This is a genomic window from Glacieibacterium arshaanense, from assembly GCF_004681125.1.
GTDB classification, from domain to species: Bacteria; Pseudomonadota; Alphaproteobacteria; order Sphingomonadales; family Sphingomonadaceae; genus Polymorphobacter_A; species Polymorphobacter_A arshaanense.
In genome coordinates, this window is record NZ_SIHO01000001.1 from 261,440 (window position 1) to 279,174 (window position 17,735).

A 17,735-nucleotide genomic window follows, 5' to 3' on the forward strand; every position below is an offset into this window, starting at 1 on the left:
CAAGGCTGGTAATGCGGTGACGTCAGTGCGGACGCTTGAGGTCACGCAGTTCGGACTCGAGCACGGCAATACGTGCGTCGCGTTCGGCAAGCGCCGCCGCAACATCGGCTGCGGGGAGTAGCTGCGGGATATGCTGCGGGCAATTGGCATCCCAGGCGGTGATTTCGAACAGCATCGCTGCCTCGGTTCGCGCCGTGCTGCCTTCGGGCAGCAGCCGCGCGATCAGCGCCGGATCATCTTCGACAACGCGAATGCGGCCCCAGATTTTGATGCGGCGCCGGTGCGCATAGTCCATCAGGAAGATATAGGCCTTGGGGTTCTCGCTGAAGTTGCCGGTCGAGACATACTGGCGGTTGCCGCGCAAATCAGTGAACCCCAGCGTATGCTCATCGATGATCTTCAGGAAGCCGCGCGGGCCGCCGCGGTGCTGGATATAGGGCTGGCCGTCGGCGCTGGCGCTGCCCAGGTAGAAACTGTCACGTTCGGCGATAAATGCCGCCAGCCGTTCATCGACGCGGTCACCCATTTCCATGCGTTCATAGGCGGCGCGCGAACCTTTGCGGATCTGCACTGCCTTGATCGCCGGGGTGAAGGCAATATCGATGGCGCGTTGCGCTGTTGCTGGGGTGGTCATGAGCGGCTCCGAGTACAGCGGGCGGCATTGTCAGACCCGCAGCACCCATATCGCTGCTTGGCTTGGCAAATATAATAGCGCTAATTGGCAATAGATTATTCCATCAGGAGAAACGATGATGGCGCGCCTCGAAGCCATGGCGGTGTTTGCGAAGGTTGCCGAAACCGGCGGCTTTGCCGAAGCGGCGCGGCAGCTCAACATGAGTCCGCCGGCGGTGACACGCGCCATTGCCGGGCTGGAGGATGCCATCGGCACGCGGCTGCTGACGCGCACAACGCGCTCGGTGCGGCTCACCGAAGCTGGCGCGCGCTATTTCGAGGATTGCCGCCGCATCCTTGCCGAAGTGGGCGAAGCCGAAGCAGCGGCGGCAGGCGCCTATGCGATGCCGACCGGCACGCTGAGCCTGACGGCGTCGGTGTTGTTCGGACAGAACTACATGTTGCCGATTGTCACCGACTACCTCGACCGCAATCCGGCGATGACGGTGCGCGCGCTGTTTGTCGACCGTGTCACCAACATTGTCGAGGAAGGCATCGACGTCGCGATCCGTATCGGCCATTTGCCCGATTCGAGCCATGCCGCAATCCGCGTCGGTGCGGTACGGCTGGTGGTGTGCGGGGCGCCAGATTACTTCGCCGCGCACGGCCTGCCGCAGACGCCGGCCGAACTGACACAGCACAGCATTATTGCCGCGACGAGCGCCTTCGCCGCACTCGACTGGCGCTTCGGGCAAGACGAAAAGACCGTCGTGACGGTGGTGCCGCGACTGCTGCTCAGCAGCTACGCCGCCGTGACGGCCGCGGCCGAGCATGGCTGGGGATTGGCGCGGGCGTTGTCGTATCAGGTGGCACCGGCGCTGGCGTCGGGGGCCTTGCAGACGGTGCTGTCGGACTATGAGCCCGCGCCGTTACCGATCCACATCATCCATCCCGAAGGTCGGCGCGCCGCCGCCAAAGTGCGCGCCTTCGTTGACCTCGCGGTCGACCGGCTGCGCGCGAACAAATTGATCAACTAGGTTGCCGGATGACCTCGTGCGCGGCCTGGGCTGCGATACGGTCGGCTTCGTCCTGCGGCAGTCCGAACGCCTTGAGCACCAGCGCGCAGAGCTGCTGCGCGAGCAGGATGGCAAACTGCGGCGTCGTCGTCGGCGCCAGCACGGCCGCGAGCGCCGCCTCGCCGACGCCTGCAACGAACAATGTCCCGACGTCGCTGGTCGGCAGCGCAAAGCGCCCGGCAGTCAGGCCTAGCGCGATATCGGCGCGCAAGCCGGCGTGAAGGTCAGTAGCACTTTCGCCCGGCATTGCGGCTGCGGCGCGCAGGCCGCGCGCCATGATGCGGGCACGTGCGGCGTCGCCAAGCGCGAAATCGACATAGACACAGATGCCGCGCACCAGCCGCAGCGCCGGATCGGTGACACCGGCGTTGGCGGCATCGACACGTGTTTCGATATCGGCGCGCACGCGGTCGCCAACCGCTGCTGCGAGTGCCGCCTTGTCGGCGAAGTGGTTGTAGAAGCTGCCCTTGGCGACGCCGGCGGCATTGACGATGTCATCGACTGCCAGCGCATCGATCGGGCGCTCGGCGAGCAGCGCCGCGCCGGCGGCAAGCAGCGCTTCGCGCGTACGGTTGCGGCGTGGGGCAGGGGTGGACGGCATGAATGACTATCCGGTCAATTGGACGGCTTGAGCATATCGGCGCTCTGCAAAATCACCAAGAAAAAATAGGATTGCGCGAATCGGCATAGCACGCCATAAACTGACTAAATAGTCATTTCAGCTTTGGGGAGCATGGAATTGAGCATCATCCGCATCGAAGATATCGCCCATGTCGGCTTCACCGCGCCCGACCTTGACGCGATGGCAGACTTCCTCGGCGATTTCGGGTTGCAGCCGGCGGGCGGCGACGCCGAAACACGCTACTTTCGCGGCACCGGAAGCGCGCCGTTCGTGCATCGCACCCGGCGCGGCGCGGCTGGGTTCGCTGCGTTGGGCTTGCGCGCCGAAAGTGTCGCCGACCTCGAAACGCTGGCCGCGGCCGAAGGTGTGGCGGTCGAGGATTTCGATGCGCCGGGCGATGGCAAGGTTGTGCGGCTGACCGATCCCGATGGCTACACGGTCGAAGTCGTGGCGGGCCAGAAACCGGCGGCACCGCTGCCGCTCGCAGACGCCGCGCCGGTCAACACAGCGCGCGCCAAAGCTCGGCTGCGCGCCACCAAAACCAGCGCTGCACAGCCGGCGACGGTCGTGCGGCTCGGCCATTGCGTGCTGGGCGTCAGCGACTTCCGCGCCAGCGAGGCGTGGTACAAGGCGCGCTTCGGCTTTATCACTTCGGACGAAATCGCCGTCGCGCCGAATTTTTCGATCGGCGCCTTCATGCGCTGCGACCGTGGCGATACGCCCACCGACCATCACACGCTGTTCTTGCTGCAGGGACCGGGCGGCGCCGGCTTCAACCATGCGGCGTTCGAAGTCATCGACCTCGACGACCTGATGCACGGGCATGACCATTTGAAGGCTAAGGGCCGCGAAGCCGATTGGGGCGTCGGGCGCCACATCCTCGGCAGCCAGATTTTCGACTATTGGCGCGACCCCTGGGGCCACACGCTTGAGCACTGGACCGACGGCGATCTGTTTACGGCCGCCGACGGCTCGAACATGTCTGATTTGCCGACTTTGATGGGCGTGCAATGGGGCATGAAAATGCCAGCACGCGGCTGAACGACAACAGGGGAGAAAACCATGAAGCTTGCAACTTTTTCGGCAGGTGCCGCACCCGAGCTTGGCGTCGTTGTTGGCGACGGGGTGGTGTCGCTGTCACGCGCCGCGCCGCAGCTGGCGTCCGACATGATCGAGCTCATCACGCGCTGGGATGACATCGCCGGCGAAGTCGCAGCCGTTGCTGCCGCCGGCGCACACCGCTTCGCGCTCGATGCCGTCAAGCTGCACGCGCCGATCAAACGGCCCGGCAAGATCATGGCGATTGGGCTGAACTACGCCGACCATGTCGCCGAAAGCAAAATGGAAACCCCCGCCAACCAGATCTGGTTCGCCAAGATGTCGACTGCGGCGAACGGTCCGTTCGATGCCATCCAGGTGCCCAAGGTCTCGCAGTTCCTCGACTATGAGGCCGAGATGGTCGCGGTCATCGGCAAGCCCGGGCGCCGCATCAGCAAAGGCGATGCCCCCGCGCATGTCTTTGGCTGGTGCGTCGGCAATGACGCGACCGAGCGCGCCTGGCAGCACCGCACGCACCAGTGGACACTGGGTAAATCGTTCGACACGCACGCGCCGTTTGGCCCGTGGATCACCACCGCCGACGAAATTCCTGACCCGCACGCGCTCGGCATCCGATGCTTCGTCAATGGCGAACAACGCCAGTCGTCGAACACCAAGCACCTGATTTTCAACGTCTGGGACCAGATCGAGCATCTGTCGGGTGCCATGACGCTCGAACCCGGCGACCTGATCTTCACCGGCACGCCGGGCGGCATCGGTGCGGCAATGGAGCCGCGCCAGTTCCTCAAGGACGGCGACGTCGTGCGCATCGAAATCGACAATCTCGGCGCGATCGAAAATCCCTGCGCCAACGAGGTGTAGCATGGATACTGACGTCCTGATCATCGGCGCCGGCCCGACCGGCGTCGCGCTTGGCATCGCGCTGGCGCAGCACGGCGTTTCGGTCATCCTCGCCGATAAGGCCGACGGCATCTATCCGCTACCGCGCGCCGCACATATCGATCATGAAACGATGCGCATCCTGCAGGCACTCGGCGTCGGCGACGCGGTGTTCGCGAAGTCGCGCCCGTCAAGCGGCTATGACTTCCTCACCGCCAAGCGCGAGGTGCTGCTGCGCTTCGCCTCCGATCCGGTGACCAGCCCGTCGGGTTGGCCGATGGCGAACATGATCCACCAGCCGAGTGTCGAGGCCATAATGCGTGACCGTCTGGCAGCGCTGCCGAACACGCAGCTACGACAGGGCTTGGCCTTTGCCGGCTTCACCCAGGACGCCGACGGCGTCACCGCCAGCTTCGAAGATGGCACGACCCTGCGCGCCCGCTACCTCGTCGGCGCCGATGGGGCATCCAGTGCGGTGCGTGTTGCAGCAGGCGGCGGGCTCGACGATCTGGCATTCGATGAACCGTGGCTGGTGTTCGACGTCATCGTTCATGACGAAAGCCGCTTGCCCGACATCAACCTGCAGATCTGCGACCCCGAGCGCCCGACGACCTGCGTGCTGATGGCACCCGGACGCCACCGCTGGGAATTCATGCTCAAGCCCGGCGAGACCCCCGAAAGCATTAACACCCCCGAATCGATCGCGGCGCTGCTCAAGCCGTGGAATGTCGACGGCGCGGTGACGCCCGAACGCAGCGCGGTTTACCGTTTCCACGCGCTAGTCGCGAAGGCGTGGCGCACCGGGCGCGTGCTGCTCGCGGGTGATGCCGCACACCAGATGCCGCCGTTCGCCGGGCAGGGGCTGTGTTCGGGGCTGCGCGACGCCGCCAACCTCGGTTGGAAACTCGCCGGCGTCATCAACGGCGACGCCGATGCGGCGCTGCTGGACACCTATCAGGCCGAGCGCGAGCCGCACGTCCGCGCCATCATCGATATGGCGCTGATGATGGGCCGCACCGTCTGCATCACCGACCCTGCTGCAGCGGCGGCGCGTGATGCGGCGATGCTGGCGGCGCGTGCCGCCGAAGCTGGTGCCGGTGGCGGCGGGGGTGGCGGCATCGGCTGGCCGCCATTCGTCGCGGGCTGCATCCTCGCCGGTAGCCCCGGAGCCGGAGAATTATTCCCGCAGCCGTGGCGCGGCGGTCAACGACTCGATGACGTGCTCGGCGCGGGCCCTTGGTTGATTGCGCGCGCGCCTGCCACAGATGCTATCGCGCTTGATGATGGGCGGTTGGCACCGTTCCACGCCGATCTTGCACGCTGGCTCGACAAGCGCGGCGCCGACGCAGTGCTGGTGCGCGCCGACCGGACGGTCTTCGGGACAGGTGTTGTCGATGTGCTTCAGGGCGCATGGGCGATGGCGCGCGGCAATACAGCTTAACGCGCGTAAGCGCCGTCGCAGCTGGATTGTCGGTAAAAGAGTCGCATACGGCAATGCCGAAATGCGAAATGCAAAAGCAGATTTGCAAGCGGCGAAACGGCGGGCATGGCTTGTCGCCACGCCCGCCGCCTGCGGCCCTCCCGAAACTTTGGGGCCTTCGCTTGGCTCAGGCGCTGACGTGCGCCAGCGTCGGCTTGGCGCGACGGCGCGATGCCGCGCCGATCATGCCGAAGCCGATGATCATCAACATCCAGCTCGCCGGCTCTGGCACTGCGGCACCTGCAATGCTGTCGAGTTCGAAAGCGACCCCCGTCGAGCGGAAGCGCAGTCCGGTGATGGCTTCGCCGGCACCCGCGTCGAATGACACGCGGCGGTTGGTCGAAGAAATGAACTGGTTGCCGTTGGCAGCAGGCAATGAACTCCCTGCCAGCGTGAACAATGTCGTGCCGCCGGCGCCGAGCACATCGACGAAGTTATAGTTGTCGACTGAGCCCCAATAGAAGCTCACCGACTTAAGGCTCGGCGTCGTCAGCTTGGCAATGCCGCTGCCCAGCGCACTCGACACGTAAAAATACTTCGACGTATCGGTGGCCGGCGTCGCGGCGGCCCCCGACGATCCCGAGACAATTCCATAGTCGCCCGACAGCGCATAGCCGGTCGGTAGTGGTGTATCGAAGCTGACCAGCATGGTCTGCCCCGGTGCCGGGCCGGGATCGGGTGCGCCGGGCACTGACGACCAGGTCACGGCCTGTGCGGCGGTGGCAAAAATTGAAACGGCAGCCAGCGCGACCGCGCCGCCGATTGAATGCTTATTCATGGGAAAACAACCCCTTCTAGACCCAGCGGCCAATTCCGCTGATGACTGGTCCCAAGCAAGGTCCATGCCAGAATTGCGCTCTAGCGCATTCGCACTGAACGTCAGATGTATAGATAGTTAATTTATTTGAACCATGATGCGATAGTGTAATGTTTTCTGACAGAATCGCTGTGGCTGGTCGCTGAAGGCCGCCTTTAGTCGGACCAAGCCAGCGGCGGAATCCGGTCCATGCTGCCCCGTTGACCGTGGCCGCCAAGCCGGTCACTGTTGGCGCGCGGATGCCCGCACCCGTTCACAAACAAGCTAGTGTTACATGCCAACCAAGCCAGTCTCCATTGCGAGCAAATCCGATGACCGCCGCGCGGCGATCATCGAACGGCTTGCCGACCATGTGCTGGCGCACGGGCTGACCGCGTCAAGCCTGCGGCCGCTGGCCAAGGCAGCAGCGACCAGCGATCGCATGTTGCTGTATTATTTCAAGGACAAGAACGAGATTGTCGCGGCGACGCTCGAATGCATTTCGGCGCGGATGGTGGTGCTGATGGGGCCGCGCACCGCCCGCACGCCGCAGCCGTTTGCGGCACTGCGCGCGCAGCTGGCGGCAATCGTGCGCGATCCGGTGTTCTGGCCGTACATGCGCGTCTGGTTGGAAACCGCGAGCCGCGCCGCGCACGGAGATCCGCTGTTTCGCACCGTCGGCGAAAGCATCGGCCGCGGGTTCCTCGCTTGGGGTGCGGCGCAGCTCGATAGCCCGGATGAGACCATGCGGGCGCGTGATGCTGCGCAACTGCTGGTGATGACCGAAGGGCTGGTACTGCTTACGGCGCTGGGCCTCGACGATGTCTGCGAGGCCGCGCTTTAGCCGCGGTCGCGCAGAAACGCCAACACCAACCCGACGCCGGCACCCCACAGGATGACCGCACCGGCGCCCGCGATATGCGCAACGCTGCTGCCGTAAAGCGACGGGAACCACGCCAGCGCCAGACCGTCGAGCAAAGTCGCCGACGCGGTGCCGACGGCGTAGCCCATGGCCACTTGGTTGCGCGCCAGCCCGCCGAGGCGTTCGAGCAGCAGCACGAACGGCCAGGTTCCGGGGATGGTCAGCGCATAAACCAGCACACGCGTACTGCCTTCGAAGATGTTGAGCGGCTCGAGCGCGCGAAGCAGCAGCGCTGCGGCAAGCCACAGCACCGCGCCCATCAGCGCCATAATAATGTTTTGGCGGCTGGTCAGCGGTAACATGCCGGTGGTGTTCATGGCGTCACTCTCTCTGTTGACGACACGCCTTCTAACAAAATGTAGCGACTGCTACAAGTGCCGGGCTCAGGCCCAGCCAACCACCGTGCACGCCGCGAACAACAGCGATCCGGTCAGCCGGTTGCTACGGAAAAGCGCCAGCGCGCGCGCCGCGTCATGGTCACGCAATTGCACCACCTGCCATGCCAGATGCGCGGCGGCAGGCGCCAGCGCCAGCAGCGCCGGCCACTGCGGATTGACCAGCCATAGCGCCGCCGCCGCTAGCACGACCACTATGCCATAGAACACGCCGACGCCGGCGCGGGCGCGTGCCCCCAGCGCCCGCGCGCTCGACTTGATGCCGGCAAAGGCGTCGTCCTCGATATCCTGCAGCGCGTAGATCGTGTCATAGCCGAGCGTCCAGAACACCCCGGCAGCGTAGAGCAACAACATCGGCAGCGACGGCGGCGCCACCGCCAGCCAGCCGACCAGCACGCCCCAGTTGAAGGTCAACCCCAGCCACGCCTGCGGCCACCAGGTGATGCGCTTCATGAATGGATAGGCCGCGACCAGCACCAGGCTGCCGAGCGCCACCGCTTGCGCGCGCAGCGGCAGTTGCAACAGCACGATTAGCCCGACCAGCGCCAGCGCCAGCAGCCACACCCACGCCGCCTTCACTGACACTCGCCCCGATGCGATCGGCCGGTTGCGCGTGCGCGCGACACGGGCATCGAGGTCGCGGTCGACGATATCGTTATAGACGCAGCCTGCACCGCGCATCGCGAATGCGCCGGCCGCAAACCACAACAGCAGCGGCCAATGCCATGGCAACCCGCCTGCCAGCCCGAGCCCCCAGCCGCACGGCCACAGCAGCAGCCACGTCCCGATCGGCCGGTCGAACCGCGCCAGCCGCGCATAGGGACGCATGCCTTCAGGCAGTGTATCGACCCAGCTCGCCGGTACGGCATCAGGGGTCGGGGTGTCGGTGCGACGCTGGTTCAAACTGTCCTGCCTGTGCTAGTGGCGCACCATGAGCGAAACGCGCACCAGTCTGTCAACCCGAGTACTGGCAACCACGCCGCGACTTTATGTCGAGCAATCGCTGACGGTCGGTGCGCGCATCGTGCTGCCGACGCCGGCCAGCCACTATCTCGCCAGCGTCATGCGGATGGCGGTCGGCGACAACTTGCGGGTGTTCGACGACATCGGCGGCGAGTTCCACGCGCAGATCGCCGATGCCGCGCGCAAGGCCGTGGCGATCGACATTGTCGCGCTGCTGCACCCGCGCGAGCCCGTCGCCGATATCTGGCTGTGCGTTGCGCCGGTCAAGCGCGGCCGCATCGACCTCGTCGCCGAAAAGGCCTGCGAGCTCGGCGCTGCGAAACTGTTGCCGGTGATCACCGCGCGCACCATCGTCGACAAGCTCAACCTCGACCGGCTGCGCGCCAACATGATCGAAGCCGCCGAACAATGCGGCCGCACCGCGCTGCCCGAACTCGCCGAGCCCGTGGCGTTGGCAAAGTTGCTCAAGGAATGGCCCGCCGACCGCGCACTACTGTTCGCCGACGAGGAAGGCGGCGCGCCGCTGGCTGCTGACCTGTGCCGCGCCCCGGCCGCGATCCTGATCGGCCCCGAAGGCGGCTTTACGCCGGCCGAACGCGACACCATCCGCGCCCACCCTCAGGCTGTCGCCATCACGCTCGGCCCGCGTATCCTGCGTGCAGAAACTGCTGCGATTGCCGCGCTGGCTGTGTGGCAGGCACTCGCCGAAATACCGTGCACCCGTAAAGACTGACCACATTGCCGAGGATGAGCGCTACTCAATTGTTGCTGGCACAACGCCCCTGACAGGCTTATTGCGCAACTTATGAGCAATAAAATTGATGCCTTGGGGGATGACGCGATCATCGAGACGCGCGACCAGATGATCGCCACCTTCGAGGCCGGCGCCAAGCCCGCCGACCGATGGCGCGTCGGTACCGAACATGAAAAGATCGTCTACCGCATCGCTGATCATCGCGCGCCGAGCTACGAAGAGCCCGGCGGCATCCGCGACCTGCTTGACGCCATGACCGCCTATGGCTGGGAACCGGTTCTGGAAGGCGGCAAGGTCATTGCCTTGAAGGGCAGCGATGGCGCGATCAGCCTCGAACCCGCCGGTCAGTTCGAACTGTCGGGCGCACCGCTCGATAACATCCACCAGACCTGCGCCGAATCGAATCGCCATCTGAAGCAATGCCATGAAGTCGGCGACAAGCTCGGCCTGGCGTTCCTGAGCCTTGGGTTCTGGCCGGACAAGACGCGCGATGAACTGCCGCGTATGCCCAAGGGTCGCTACGACATCATGCTGCGCCACATGCCGCGCGTCGGCAATCTCGGCCTCGACATGATGCTGCGCACCTGCACGATCCAGGCCAATGTCGACTACGCCTCCGAAGCCGATATGGTGGCGAAGTTCCGTGTCTCGATGGCGCTGCAGCCGCTCGCCACCGCGCTGTTCGCCAATTCGCCGTTCACCGAAGGCAAGCCCAACGGCTTCAAGAGCTTCCGCAGCCATATCTGGACCGACACCGATCCGCACCGAACCGGCACGCTGCCGTTCGTGTTCGAGGACGGTTTCGGCTACGAACGCTACGCCGATTACGCGCTCGACGTGCCGATGTACTTCGTCTACCGCGACGGCAAATACATCGATGCCGCCGGCCTCAGCTTCCGCGATTTCCTCGCCGGCAAGCTGTCGGTCCTGCCCGGCCAGAAGCCCAAGGTCGGCGACTGGATCGACCATCTGTCGACGGCTTTTCCCGAAGTTCGCCTCAAATCCTATCTCGAAATGCGCGGCGCCGATGGCGGTCGCTGGGACCGCATCTGTGCGTTGCCGGCGTTCTGGGTCGGGCTGCTTTATGATAGCGTCGCGCTCGATGCCGCATGGCAACTCGTCAAGCACTGGACGCCCGAAGACCATGCCCGGCTGCGCGCCGAAGTGCCGCGGCTGGCCCTACAGGCCGCCAGCCCCAACGGGGGCACGCTGCAGGATCTGGCGAAGTCGGTGCTGGCGGTTGCCGACGGTGGCCTCGCACGCCGCGCCCGCCTCAATGGCAGCGGCGACACCGAACAGGGCTTCCTCGGCCCGCTCCACGAAATGGCGGCCACCGGCGTCACCAACGCCGACAAAATGCTCGCGGCGTTTAACGGCCGCTGGGGCGGCGATATGGCGAAGGTCTACGCCGAAGAGAGCTACTAGGCCGCGGTCTGCCGGGAATAGTCGTCGGCATCAAACCAGCCGAGCGAAGTCTGGATGCTGCCGTCAGCAGCCAACTGCCATTCTTCCCAACCGATCACATGCACATTGTTGCCGGTGTCGGCATGTGTCCCGGTGAAGGTCCATAGATAGACAATGTGCGTTCCGGCAACGCGGATCCCGTCGCAACGCAACGCCAGGTCGGGTATGTCGGCGAAGAAGCCAGCCGCCATAGCCGCGACGCCGCCGCGTCCGTGCCAAGGCTCCCCGGCATTGATAGTGATGCTGCCGTCAGGCGCGAAGAACGCCGCGACGGCGTCCGCACTGCCGCTGTTCCACGCAGCCGTATAGGCTTCGGCAAGAGCGCCCGAGTCCATACCTACAGGGCGCGCCGTGCCGCCGCATAAAGCGCGATCGCCGCGGCGTTCGACACGTTGAGGCTTTCCATCTCGCCGGTCATCGGCAGTCGCGCCAGTACATCGCAATGGGCTTGCGTATTTTGCCGCATGCCTTCACCTTCAGCACCGAGTACCAGCGCCGGTTTGGTGTTGCCGAGCGCATGTTCGAGCGTGACTTCGCCGCTGCCATCGAGTCCGATGCGCCAGAAGCCGGCTTCTGCCATTTCATCTAGTGCACGCGCCAGATTGACGACTCGGCACCATGGCAAAGTTTCGAGCGCCCCTGATGCGGCTTTGGCGAGTGCGCCCGATTCGGGCGGCGCATGCCGGTCCTGCGTGACAATGGCGAGCGCATTGAATGCGGCGGCTGAACGCATGATGGCGCCGACGTTGTGCGGATCTGTAACTTGGTCGAGCACAACCAGCGGGCGTGTGTTGCCTTCGCCCAGCGCGAAGATGTCGCCGATCCACGGGTTTTCGAGTGGCTCGACCTCAAGCACATAGCCCTGGTGCGGGGCGTCGTTCGGAATCAGCCGCGCCAAGTCGTAGGAATCGCCATACTGCACCGTCAGCCCCTTGGGGATGACGATCTCCTTGGCGGTTTCGTGCGTGACATAGAGCTTGCGGTGCACACGCTCGGGATTATCGAGCGCGGCGAACACGGCATGGCGACCATAAAGGCGCGGGTAGCTGCTTTTTTGCCCGGCAGCATTTCGGGGGTGTGGTCTGCGTCCCATGGTGCAGCCTGTAGCGGGGAAGTAGAATTTATACCAGTTGGAGACAGCGGTTGTTGACAGCGGGGCGCGGCTTCGCCACTAACCGCGCCTCGCAGTCGCAAGGCTGCGACGAAGGACACGTCCGTGGAGGGGTGGCCGAGCGGTCAATGGCAGCAGACTGTAAATCTGCCGGGTTTTCCCTACGTTGGTTCAAATCCAACCCCCTCCACCACCTGTCCCGACGCACGGTGCGGGTATAGCTCAATGGTAGAGCGGTAGCCTTCCAAGCTTCATATGCGGGTTCGATCCCCGCTACCCGCTCCAGCCGCTGCGCGGCTGGAGCGGAAGAGTGAATTCGCCCTTCGCGAATTTTCGCTTCTGTCCAGACTCGCGCAAGGCCGGCCGGCGGGGCGGAGGCGCCAAGCCGACGAACCCGTCCGACGGCGTGGCTTTGCCACGACGCGCCGCAAGCTCTCGACTGCTCCCGAACACCCCGCTACCTTCCCCCACAGGGGGCCCAACACCATGTCGCAACTCCACAAATCACCCGTGCTGCGCGTGCTGCTCGGCCTCGTCGCCGGCCTGACCCTCGGCCTGCTCGCACCCGACAGCCTCGCCATCAAACTCGTCGAACCTGTTGGCCAGCTCTGGGTCAACGGGCTGCGCATGACGATCGTGCCGCTGATTGCAGCGCTGCTCATCGTCGCGGTCGCGGGCGGCGAGCGCGGCGCCACCGGCAAGCTTGGTGCCCGGGCGTTCGCGGTGTTCGCCACGCTGGCGATTGTCGTCGCCACCATCGCGGCATTCGTCACGCCGCATCTGTGGGGCGGACTGAAACTTGATCCCGCCGACACTGCCGCGCTGCTGGCGAACAGCACCGCGCTGCCCGAAGGTGCCGCGCTCACACCGCGCGACTGGCTGCTGTCACTGGTGCCCGCCAACATCATCAAGGCTGCCGCCGACGGTGCCATCCTGCCGGTGCTGGTCTTCACGCTAATCTTTGCCGCAGCGCTCGGGCGGCTGCCCGATCCGGTTGCGGCGCCGGTCATCGGTTTCTTCAAGGGGCTGGGCGACGCGATGATGATCGTCGTCGGCTGGGTACTGATGCTTGCGCCTATCGGCGTGTTCGGATTGGGCGCGGTGGTCGGTGCCAAGCTTGGCGGTGCGGCGGCGGCGGCGCTGCTGCTTTTCTTCGCTGTGAGCATCGTTGTCCATGCGGTGCTGACCTTGGCGCTCTATCCGTTGGCGCCGCTTGGCGGCGTGTCGATTGCCCGCTTCGCGCGCGGCATCCTGCCGGCACAGTTGGTGGCGTTCGCGTCGCGGTCATCGCTGGCGTCGCTGCCGTCGATGCTGACGGCAGCGCGCGGTCCGCTCGGTGTGTCGGAGCCGGTCAGCGCCTTTGTGCTGCCGCTGGCGGCGGCGACGTTCAAGCTGCAAGCGGCGGTCAGCACATTGCTCGGCGTGACATTTGTCGCGGCGCTATACGGCATCCCGCTCGGGTCGGCGGCGATTGCGCTGGCGGCGGGCTACGGGGTGCTGCTGGCGCTCAGCACGCCGGGCATCACCAGCGCCGGCTTGCTGATGCAGGTGCCGTTGTTCGAAGCGCTCGGACTACCGGTCGAGGGGTTGGCGTTGCTGATTGCGATCGACACCATACCCGACATCTTCAAGACAGTGGCGAATGTCACCGCCGATCTGCTCGCGGCGGTGTTGCTTGACCGCAGCAAAGCTTAGCCGGAAAGCTTGGCGACCATGCCACAAGGCACTTGCGAGATTTAGCCCGTATCGGTATAGCCGCCCGTCTCGGACCCGGAGGAGTGTAGCTCAGCTGGTAGAGCATCGGTCTCCAAAACCGAGGGCCGGGGGTTCGAATCCCTCCACTCCTGCCATGCTCCGGGACCGTTCAGGCCTTGAAGTCGGCCGGGACGGGTACGAAGTTGGGTTGGATGCCCAGCCGCGGTTTCGCGGGTGTCGGTCACAGTGACCGGTACAGCGCGCTCCGGGCTGGTTTTTGTTGTTTTACCGTTCAGGCGGGAAGGTTGAGATGGCCAAGACGACCCCGGGTGAGTTCGTTGCGCAAGTTCGCGCCGAAACTGCCAAGATCAGTTGGCCGACGCGTCGCGAGACGATCACCACGACGATTTTCGTGCTGATCATGACCACGGTGCTGTCGATCTTCTTCCTGGGCGTCGACCAGATTCTCGGCTGGTCGGTCAAGTTCCTGCTCAGCTTCGCGTCCTGACGCGTCGCTTAGGCAGCATAAGGGAAGTTTGGATCAATGCCGTCGCGCTGGTACATCATTCACGCTTATTCGGGCTTTGAGAACAAGGTCCGCGAAGCGATTCAGATCGAAGCCGCGCGCATGGGCCTCGATGCCTTCATCGACGCTATCGAAGTGCCCGTCGAAAAGGTCACCGAGGTGCGCCGCGGCAAGAAGGTCACGTCGGACCGCAAATATTTCCCGGGCTATGTGCTCGCCAAGCTCAACATGAACGATGACGTCTATCACCTGGTGAAGAACACGCCGAAGGTGACGGGCTTCCTCGGTCAGCAGAACAAGCCGCAGCCGATTACCGAAGCCGAAGCGGCGCGGATTTTGAACACCAAGGCCGAGGAAGCGGTGTCGACCGCCAAGCCCAAGCTCAAGGTCAATTTCGAAATCGGCGACCAGGTCAAGGTGCTCGACGGTCCGTTCGCCAGTTTCAACGGCATGGTCGAAGAACTCGATTTCGATCATGGCAAGGTCAAGGTTTCGGTGTCGATCTTCGGGCGCGCAACGCCCGTCGAGCTCGCGTTCGAGCAGGTCGAAAAGCCGAAGTAAGGTTGGTTTAAAAGTTTCTGCCGCAAGGCAGGATTTGGAAGTGGGAGGCAGCCTCGGCTGTCGTTTGCACCACATAAGGAGTGCCGAAAATGGCAAAGAAGATTACCGGTTACATCAAGTTGCAGGTTAAGGCTGGCGCTGCCAACCCGAGCCCGCCGATTGGTCCCGCGCTCGGTCAGCGCGGCGTCAACATCATGGAATTCTGCAAGGCGTTCAACGCCAAGACCGAATCGCTCGAGAAGGGTACGCCCATCCCGACCGTGATCACCGTCTATGCCGACCGCAGCTTCACCTTCATCACGAAGACGCCACCGGCGTCGTTCCTGATTAAGCAGGCCGCCGGCATGAAGTCGGGCGGCACGACGCCGGGCAAGGGCGCTTTCGCCGGCAAGATCAAGCAGTCGCAGATCCGCGAAATCGCGCTGATCAAGATGGCGGATTTGAACGCCAACGACATCGATATGGCAATGAAGACGATCGAGGGCTCGGCCCGTTCGATCGGCCTCGAAGTAGTGGAGGGCTGATCCAATGGCCGCAACCAAGAAGTACAAGGCGCTCGCCGCCACCGTCGACAACGACAAGCTCTACGACCTCGATGTCGCGCTGAACTCGGTCAAGGCCAACGCCACCGCCAAGTTCGACGAAACCATCGAAGTCGCGATCAACCTCAACGTCGATCCGCGTCATGCTGACCAGATGGTCCGCGGCGTCGTGACGCTGCCGTCGGGCACCGGCAAGACCGTGCGCGTCGGCGTGTTCGCCCGTGGCGCCAAGGCTGAAGAAGCCCTTGCTGCGGGTGCTGACGTTGTCGGCGCCGAAGACCTGCTCGAAATCGTCCAGGGTGGCAAGATCGACTTCGATCGCTGCATCGCCACCCCCGACATGATGGGTCTGGTCGGCCGTCTCGGCAAAGTGCTCGGTCCCAAGGGTCTGATGCCCAACCCGAAGCTCGGCACCGTGACGATGAACGTCAAGGAAGCTGTCGAAGCGGCCAAGGGCGGCCAGATCGAATATCGCGTCGAAAAGGCCGGTATCATTCATGGCGGCATCGGCAAGGCGAGCTTCCCGGTCGAAGCGCTGCGCGCCAACTTCGATGCGCTGCTCGATGCAGTCGTCAAGTCGAAGCCGTCGGGCGCCAAGGGCAAGTATCTGCAGAAGATCGCGCTCAGCTCGACGATGGGCGTCGGCATCAAGGTCGATACGACGACGGTCGGCCACAGCGCCTGACCTTAGCGACCTAAAGCAATGCGAAGGGCCGGGGGGTAACTCCGGCCCTTTTCATGTGCTGCAGCTTGACCGCAGAACTTGACCGCGACGCGAATCCCACTATAGAGACGCGCTCTGCTGCGGGCTTGCCTGTGGCACACCGTCCGAGATTGCAGGTGCTGGCAACAGCTTAAGCCCAGAAGGGCCTGCATGAGACGGGGAGAGTTTTTACCGCAAGGGCCGTGCGATGGCGCTTCCGGTCGGTCCGTCAGGAAACTGCGGTGCCGGTGACGACCCCTCGGACGGGCCTTGGAGCCCGTATCCCCCAAAGATATTGGCGCCATGGCTCACCCGCCTGCTGGAATCGTCCGGCAGGTGAAACAAAGGAGAGACTATGGATCGCGCTCAAAAAGCTGAGCAGGTTTCCGGCCTCGCCAAGACTTTGTCCGAGACCTCGGTTGTCGTCGTTGCACGCAACCACGGGTTGACGGTGGCGCAAGTCACCGATCTTCGGATCAAGATGCGGGCGGCCGGCGCGACCTTCAAGGTGACCAAGAATCGCCTTGCGCGCATCGCACTCGAAGGCACGCCCTACCAGCCGCTCGGCGACATGCTGACCGGTCCTGTCGGGTTTGCCACCTCCACCGATCCGGTTGCAGCCGCCAAGGTTGCAGTTGATTTCGCGAAGTCGAACGACAAGTTCGAAATCGTCGGTGGCGCGATGGGCGCAACGATGCTCGACATCAACGGCGTCAAGGCACTGGCAACACTGCCGTCGCTCGACGAACTGCGTGCGAAGATCGTGGGCCTGGTTCAGGCACCTGCGACCAAGATCGCGCAGCTGGTCAACGCCCCGGCGGGCAAGCTGGCGCGCGTCGTCGGCGCGTACGCTGCCAAAGCCGCATAACGCTGCAATTTCGCAGCTCAACCCAAATGAAATTGCCGCGTGATTTGCGGCACATGAATGGAGACTACACATGGCTGATCTCAACAAGCTCGTTGAAGAACTTTCGACGCTGACCGTCCTCGAAGCGGCTGACCTCGCCAAGATGCTCGAAGAAAAGTGGGGCGTCTCGGCCGCTGCTGCCGTCGCCGTTGCCGGCCCGGCCGCTGGTGGCGCCGCTGCTGGCCCGGCTGCTGAAGAGCAGACCGAGTTCGACGTGATCCTCACCGGCGACGGTGGCAAGAAGATCAACGTCATCAAGGAAGTCCGCACCATCACTGGCCTCGGTCTGACCGAAGCCAAGACGCTGGTCGAATCGGCTCCGAAGGCCGTGAAGGAAGGCGTTGCCAAGGCTGAAGCCGAGAAGCTCAAGAAGCAGCTCGAAGAAGCCGGCGCGACTGTCGAACTGAAGTAAGCGACACGGCGGCCGTTGGCTGGAGCCTGATTGCGCAGCAATCGGGCGAAGCCAACGGACTCGCCGAAGGCCGGACGGCACGTGAAGGGGCGGGAGGCAACTCCCGCCCCTTCATCGTGTCCGACGGGCGGCTATGCCGACCACTTCCTTCCTTCTGCCCTTGTCCCACCCAGCTTGACTCGCGGGCTTGCCCCGCGGCAGGCCGCCAACCACCCCCGGCTCCAGACAATCCCCAACAACCCCCCTTCCCAAAATC

The 17,735-nt window shown here is 64.3% G+C and carries 21 protein-coding genes and 3 tRNA genes; 17 read left to right on the forward strand and 7 right to left on the reverse strand.

What is annotated here, in order from left to right:
- Positions 1-22: 22 nt before the first annotated feature.
- A complete protein-coding gene (locus EUV02_RS01220; protein ID WP_135244407.1) occupies positions 23-634 on the reverse strand; it encodes a pyridoxamine 5'-phosphate oxidase family protein in 612 nt (203 codons plus the stop codon).
- A gap of 115 nt (positions 635-749) precedes the next feature.
- Here EUV02_RS01220 and EUV02_RS01225 point away from each other — a divergent pair, with 115 nt between their 5' ends.
- A complete protein-coding gene (locus EUV02_RS01225) occupies positions 750-1,649 on the forward strand; it encodes a LysR family transcriptional regulator (RefSeq protein ID WP_341533696.1) in 900 nt (299 codons plus the stop codon).
- Here the strand turns inward: EUV02_RS01225 and EUV02_RS01230 are convergent.
- Positions 1,642-2,289 (reverse strand): TetR/AcrR family transcriptional regulator, encoded by a 648-nt coding sequence (locus EUV02_RS01230; RefSeq protein ID WP_135244408.1) that lies wholly within the window; start codon positions 2,287-2,289, stop codon positions 1,642-1,644. The two genes, EUV02_RS01225 and EUV02_RS01230, sit on opposite strands and share 8 nt — an antisense overlap.
- A gap of 132 nt (positions 2,290-2,421) precedes the next feature.
- Between EUV02_RS01230 and EUV02_RS01235 the strand changes: the two genes are divergently transcribed.
- The 3 genes from EUV02_RS01235 to mhpA are packed head-to-tail and all read left to right on the forward strand — an operon-like array spanning position 2,422 to position 5,689.
- Positions 2,422-3,351 (forward strand): VOC family protein, encoded by a 930-nt coding sequence (locus tag EUV02_RS01235; protein ID WP_243445730.1) that lies wholly within the window; start codon positions 2,422-2,424, stop codon positions 3,349-3,351.
- 21 nt (positions 3,352-3,372) lie between these two features.
- Positions 3,373-4,230: a fumarylacetoacetate hydrolase family protein gene (locus tag EUV02_RS01240; protein ID WP_135244410.1), complete on the forward strand. Its 858-nt coding sequence runs from the start codon at positions 3,373-3,375 to the stop codon at positions 4,228-4,230.
- Position 4,231: 1 nt separating this feature from the next.
- Positions 4,232-5,689 carry a bifunctional 3-(3-hydroxy-phenyl)propionate/3-hydroxycinnamic acid hydroxylase MhpA gene (gene mhpA, locus EUV02_RS01245; RefSeq protein WP_135244411.1) on the forward strand — a complete coding sequence of 486 codons (1,458 nt, stop codon included), beginning with the start codon at positions 4,232-4,234 and terminating at the stop codon, positions 5,687-5,689.
- Positions 5,690-5,855: 166 nt separating this feature from the next.
- Here the strand turns inward: mhpA and EUV02_RS01250 are convergent, their stop codons facing one another.
- Entirely contained in the window at positions 5,856-6,506 is a 651-nt protein-coding gene (locus tag EUV02_RS01250) for an Npun_F0296 family exosortase-dependent surface protein (protein WP_166430450.1), read from the reverse strand.
- Positions 6,507-6,819: 313 nt separating this feature from the next.
- On the opposite strand from EUV02_RS01250, the gene EUV02_RS01255 reads away from it, so the two are divergent.
- Entirely contained in the window at positions 6,820-7,368 is a 549-nt protein-coding gene (locus EUV02_RS01255; protein ID WP_135244413.1) for a TetR family transcriptional regulator, read from the forward strand.
- On the opposite strand, the gene EUV02_RS01260 is transcribed toward EUV02_RS01255, so the two are convergent.
- Both EUV02_RS01260 and ubiA read right to left on the reverse strand, forming a co-directional pair.
- The gene (locus EUV02_RS01260; RefSeq protein ID WP_135244414.1) at positions 7,365-7,763 is read right to left on the reverse strand and encodes a hypothetical protein; all 399 of its coding nucleotides are present in this window, start codon (positions 7,761-7,763) and stop codon (positions 7,365-7,367) included. The two genes, EUV02_RS01255 and EUV02_RS01260, sit on opposite strands and share 4 nt — an antisense overlap.
- Before the next feature lie 66 nt (positions 7,764-7,829).
- On the reverse strand, positions 7,830-8,744 hold the full coding sequence (ubiA, locus tag EUV02_RS01265; RefSeq protein ID WP_135244415.1) for a 4-hydroxybenzoate octaprenyltransferase: 915 nt from the start codon (positions 8,742-8,744) through the stop codon (positions 7,830-7,832).
- Between the two features lie 28 nt (positions 8,745-8,772).
- Between ubiA and EUV02_RS01270 the strand changes: the two genes are divergently transcribed.
- Together EUV02_RS01270 and EUV02_RS01275 are read left to right on the forward strand one after the other, a co-directional pair.
- Positions 8,773-9,537, forward strand: coding sequence for a 16S rRNA (uracil(1498)-N(3))-methyltransferase (locus EUV02_RS01270; RefSeq protein WP_135244416.1), 765 nt, complete (start codon positions 8,773-8,775; stop codon positions 9,535-9,537).
- A gap of 72 nt (positions 9,538-9,609) precedes the next feature.
- A complete protein-coding gene (locus EUV02_RS01275) occupies positions 9,610-10,983 on the forward strand; it encodes a glutamate--cysteine ligase (RefSeq protein ID WP_135244417.1) in 1,374 nt (457 codons plus the stop codon).
- On the opposite strand, the gene EUV02_RS01280 is transcribed toward EUV02_RS01275, so the two are convergent.
- Both EUV02_RS01280 and rlmB read right to left on the reverse strand, forming a co-directional pair.
- Positions 10,980-11,357 carry an SgcJ/EcaC family oxidoreductase gene (locus tag EUV02_RS01280; protein ID WP_135244418.1) on the reverse strand — a complete coding sequence of 126 codons (378 nt, stop codon included), beginning with the start codon at positions 11,355-11,357 and terminating at the stop codon, positions 10,980-10,982. The two genes, EUV02_RS01275 and EUV02_RS01280, sit on opposite strands and share 4 nt — an antisense overlap.
- Positions 11,358-11,359: 2 nt before the next feature.
- The gene (rlmB, locus tag EUV02_RS01285) at positions 11,360-12,115 is read right to left on the reverse strand and encodes a 23S rRNA (guanosine(2251)-2'-O)-methyltransferase RlmB (protein ID WP_135244419.1); all 756 of its coding nucleotides are present in this window, start codon (positions 12,113-12,115) and stop codon (positions 11,360-11,362) included.
- 125 nt (positions 12,116-12,240) lie between these two features.
- Between rlmB and EUV02_RS01290 the strand changes: the two genes are divergently transcribed.
- From EUV02_RS01290 to rplL, 10 genes are all read left to right on the forward strand, one after another.
- Positions 12,241-12,326, forward strand: a tRNA-Tyr gene (locus tag EUV02_RS01290).
- Positions 12,327-12,344: 18 nt separating this feature from the next.
- Positions 12,345-12,418: transfer RNA gene (locus EUV02_RS01295), tRNA-Gly, on the forward strand.
- A 201-nt stretch (positions 12,419-12,619) separates the two neighbouring features.
- Positions 12,620-13,828, forward strand: a complete 1,209-nt coding sequence (locus tag EUV02_RS01300; protein WP_166430451.1) for a dicarboxylate/amino acid:cation symporter — start codon at positions 12,620-12,622, stop codon at positions 13,826-13,828.
- Positions 13,829-13,907: 79 nt separating this feature from the next.
- Positions 13,908-13,983 (forward strand) — tRNA-Trp (locus EUV02_RS01305).
- Positions 13,984-14,138: 155 nt separating this feature from the next.
- Positions 14,139-14,336, forward strand: coding sequence for a preprotein translocase subunit SecE (gene secE, locus EUV02_RS01310; RefSeq protein WP_135244421.1), 198 nt, complete (start codon positions 14,139-14,141; stop codon positions 14,334-14,336).
- 36 nt (positions 14,337-14,372) lie between these two features.
- The gene (gene nusG / locus EUV02_RS01315; protein WP_135244422.1) at positions 14,373-14,915 is read left to right on the forward strand and encodes a transcription termination/antitermination protein NusG; all 543 of its coding nucleotides are present in this window, start codon (positions 14,373-14,375) and stop codon (positions 14,913-14,915) included.
- 89 nt (positions 14,916-15,004) lie between these two features.
- The gene (rplK, locus tag EUV02_RS01320; RefSeq protein WP_135244423.1) at positions 15,005-15,439 is read left to right on the forward strand and encodes a 50S ribosomal protein L11; all 435 of its coding nucleotides are present in this window, start codon (positions 15,005-15,007) and stop codon (positions 15,437-15,439) included.
- Between the two features lie 4 nt (positions 15,440-15,443).
- Positions 15,444-16,142: a 50S ribosomal protein L1 gene (gene rplA, locus EUV02_RS01325; protein ID WP_135244424.1), complete on the forward strand. Its 699-nt coding sequence runs from the start codon at positions 15,444-15,446 to the stop codon at positions 16,140-16,142.
- A gap of 373 nt (positions 16,143-16,515) precedes the next feature.
- Complete coding sequence (gene rplJ / locus EUV02_RS01330; RefSeq protein WP_135244425.1) at positions 16,516-17,028, forward strand: 50S ribosomal protein L10; 513 nt, start codon at positions 16,516-16,518, stop codon at positions 17,026-17,028.
- A gap of 70 nt (positions 17,029-17,098) precedes the next feature.
- Positions 17,099-17,479 (forward strand): 50S ribosomal protein L7/L12, encoded by a 381-nt coding sequence (gene rplL / locus EUV02_RS01335; protein ID WP_135244426.1) that lies wholly within the window; start codon positions 17,099-17,101, stop codon positions 17,477-17,479.
- Positions 17,480-17,735 lie beyond the last annotated feature (256 nt).

Bases quoted from the DNA above. Each gene is read 5' to 3' on its own strand.
- EUV02_RS01275 (WP_135244417.1), top strand. From the start codon at position 9,610: ATGAGCAATAAAATTGATGCCTTGGGGGATGACGCGATCATCGAGACG.
- EUV02_RS01225 (WP_341533696.1), top strand. From the start codon at position 750: ATGATGGCGCGCCTCGAAGCCATGGCGGTGTTTGCGAAGGTTGCCGAA.
- nusG (WP_135244422.1), top strand. From the start codon at position 14,373: ATGCCGTCGCGCTGGTACATCATTCACGCTTATTCGGGCTTTGAGAAC.
- EUV02_RS01270 (WP_135244416.1), top strand. From the start codon at position 8,773: ATGAGCGAAACGCGCACCAGTCTGTCAACCCGAGTACTGGCAACCACG.
- rlmB (WP_135244419.1), bottom strand. From the start codon at position 12,115: ATGGGACGCAGACCACACCCCCGAAATGCTGCCGGGCAAAAAAGCAGC.
- EUV02_RS01240 (WP_135244410.1), top strand. From the start codon at position 3,373: ATGAAGCTTGCAACTTTTTCGGCAGGTGCCGCACCCGAGCTTGGCGTC.
- EUV02_RS01250 (WP_166430450.1), bottom strand. From the start codon at position 6,506: ATGAATAAGCATTCAATCGGCGGCGCGGTCGCGCTGGCTGCCGTTTCA.
- EUV02_RS01260 (WP_135244414.1), bottom strand. From the start codon at position 7,763: ATGAACACCACCGGCATGTTACCGCTGACCAGCCGCCAAAACATTATT.
- rplL (WP_135244426.1), top strand. From the start codon at position 17,099: ATGGCTGATCTCAACAAGCTCGTTGAAGAACTTTCGACGCTGACCGTC.
- rplJ (WP_135244425.1), top strand. From the start codon at position 16,516: ATGGATCGCGCTCAAAAAGCTGAGCAGGTTTCCGGCCTCGCCAAGACT.
- EUV02_RS01300 (WP_166430451.1), top strand. From the start codon at position 12,620: ATGTCGCAACTCCACAAATCACCCGTGCTGCGCGTGCTGCTCGGCCTC.
- mhpA (WP_135244411.1), top strand. From the start codon at position 4,232: ATGGATACTGACGTCCTGATCATCGGCGCCGGCCCGACCGGCGTCGCG.
- EUV02_RS01255 (WP_135244413.1), top strand. From the start codon at position 6,820: ATGCCAACCAAGCCAGTCTCCATTGCGAGCAAATCCGATGACCGCCGC.
- rplK (WP_135244423.1), top strand. From the start codon at position 15,005: ATGGCAAAGAAGATTACCGGTTACATCAAGTTGCAGGTTAAGGCTGGC.
- EUV02_RS01220 (WP_135244407.1), bottom strand. From the start codon at position 634: ATGACCACCCCAGCAACAGCGCAACGCGCCATCGATATTGCCTTCACC.
- EUV02_RS01235 (WP_243445730.1), top strand. From the start codon at position 2,422: ATGGAATTGAGCATCATCCGCATCGAAGATATCGCCCATGTCGGCTTC.
- EUV02_RS01230 (WP_135244408.1), bottom strand. From the start codon at position 2,289: ATGCCGTCCACCCCTGCCCCACGCCGCAACCGTACGCGCGAAGCGCTG.
- rplA (WP_135244424.1), top strand. From the start codon at position 15,444: ATGGCCGCAACCAAGAAGTACAAGGCGCTCGCCGCCACCGTCGACAAC.
- secE (WP_135244421.1), top strand. From the start codon at position 14,139: ATGGCCAAGACGACCCCGGGTGAGTTCGTTGCGCAAGTTCGCGCCGAA.
- EUV02_RS01280 (WP_135244418.1), bottom strand. From the start codon at position 11,357: ATGGACTCGGGCGCTCTTGCCGAAGCCTATACGGCTGCGTGGAACAGC.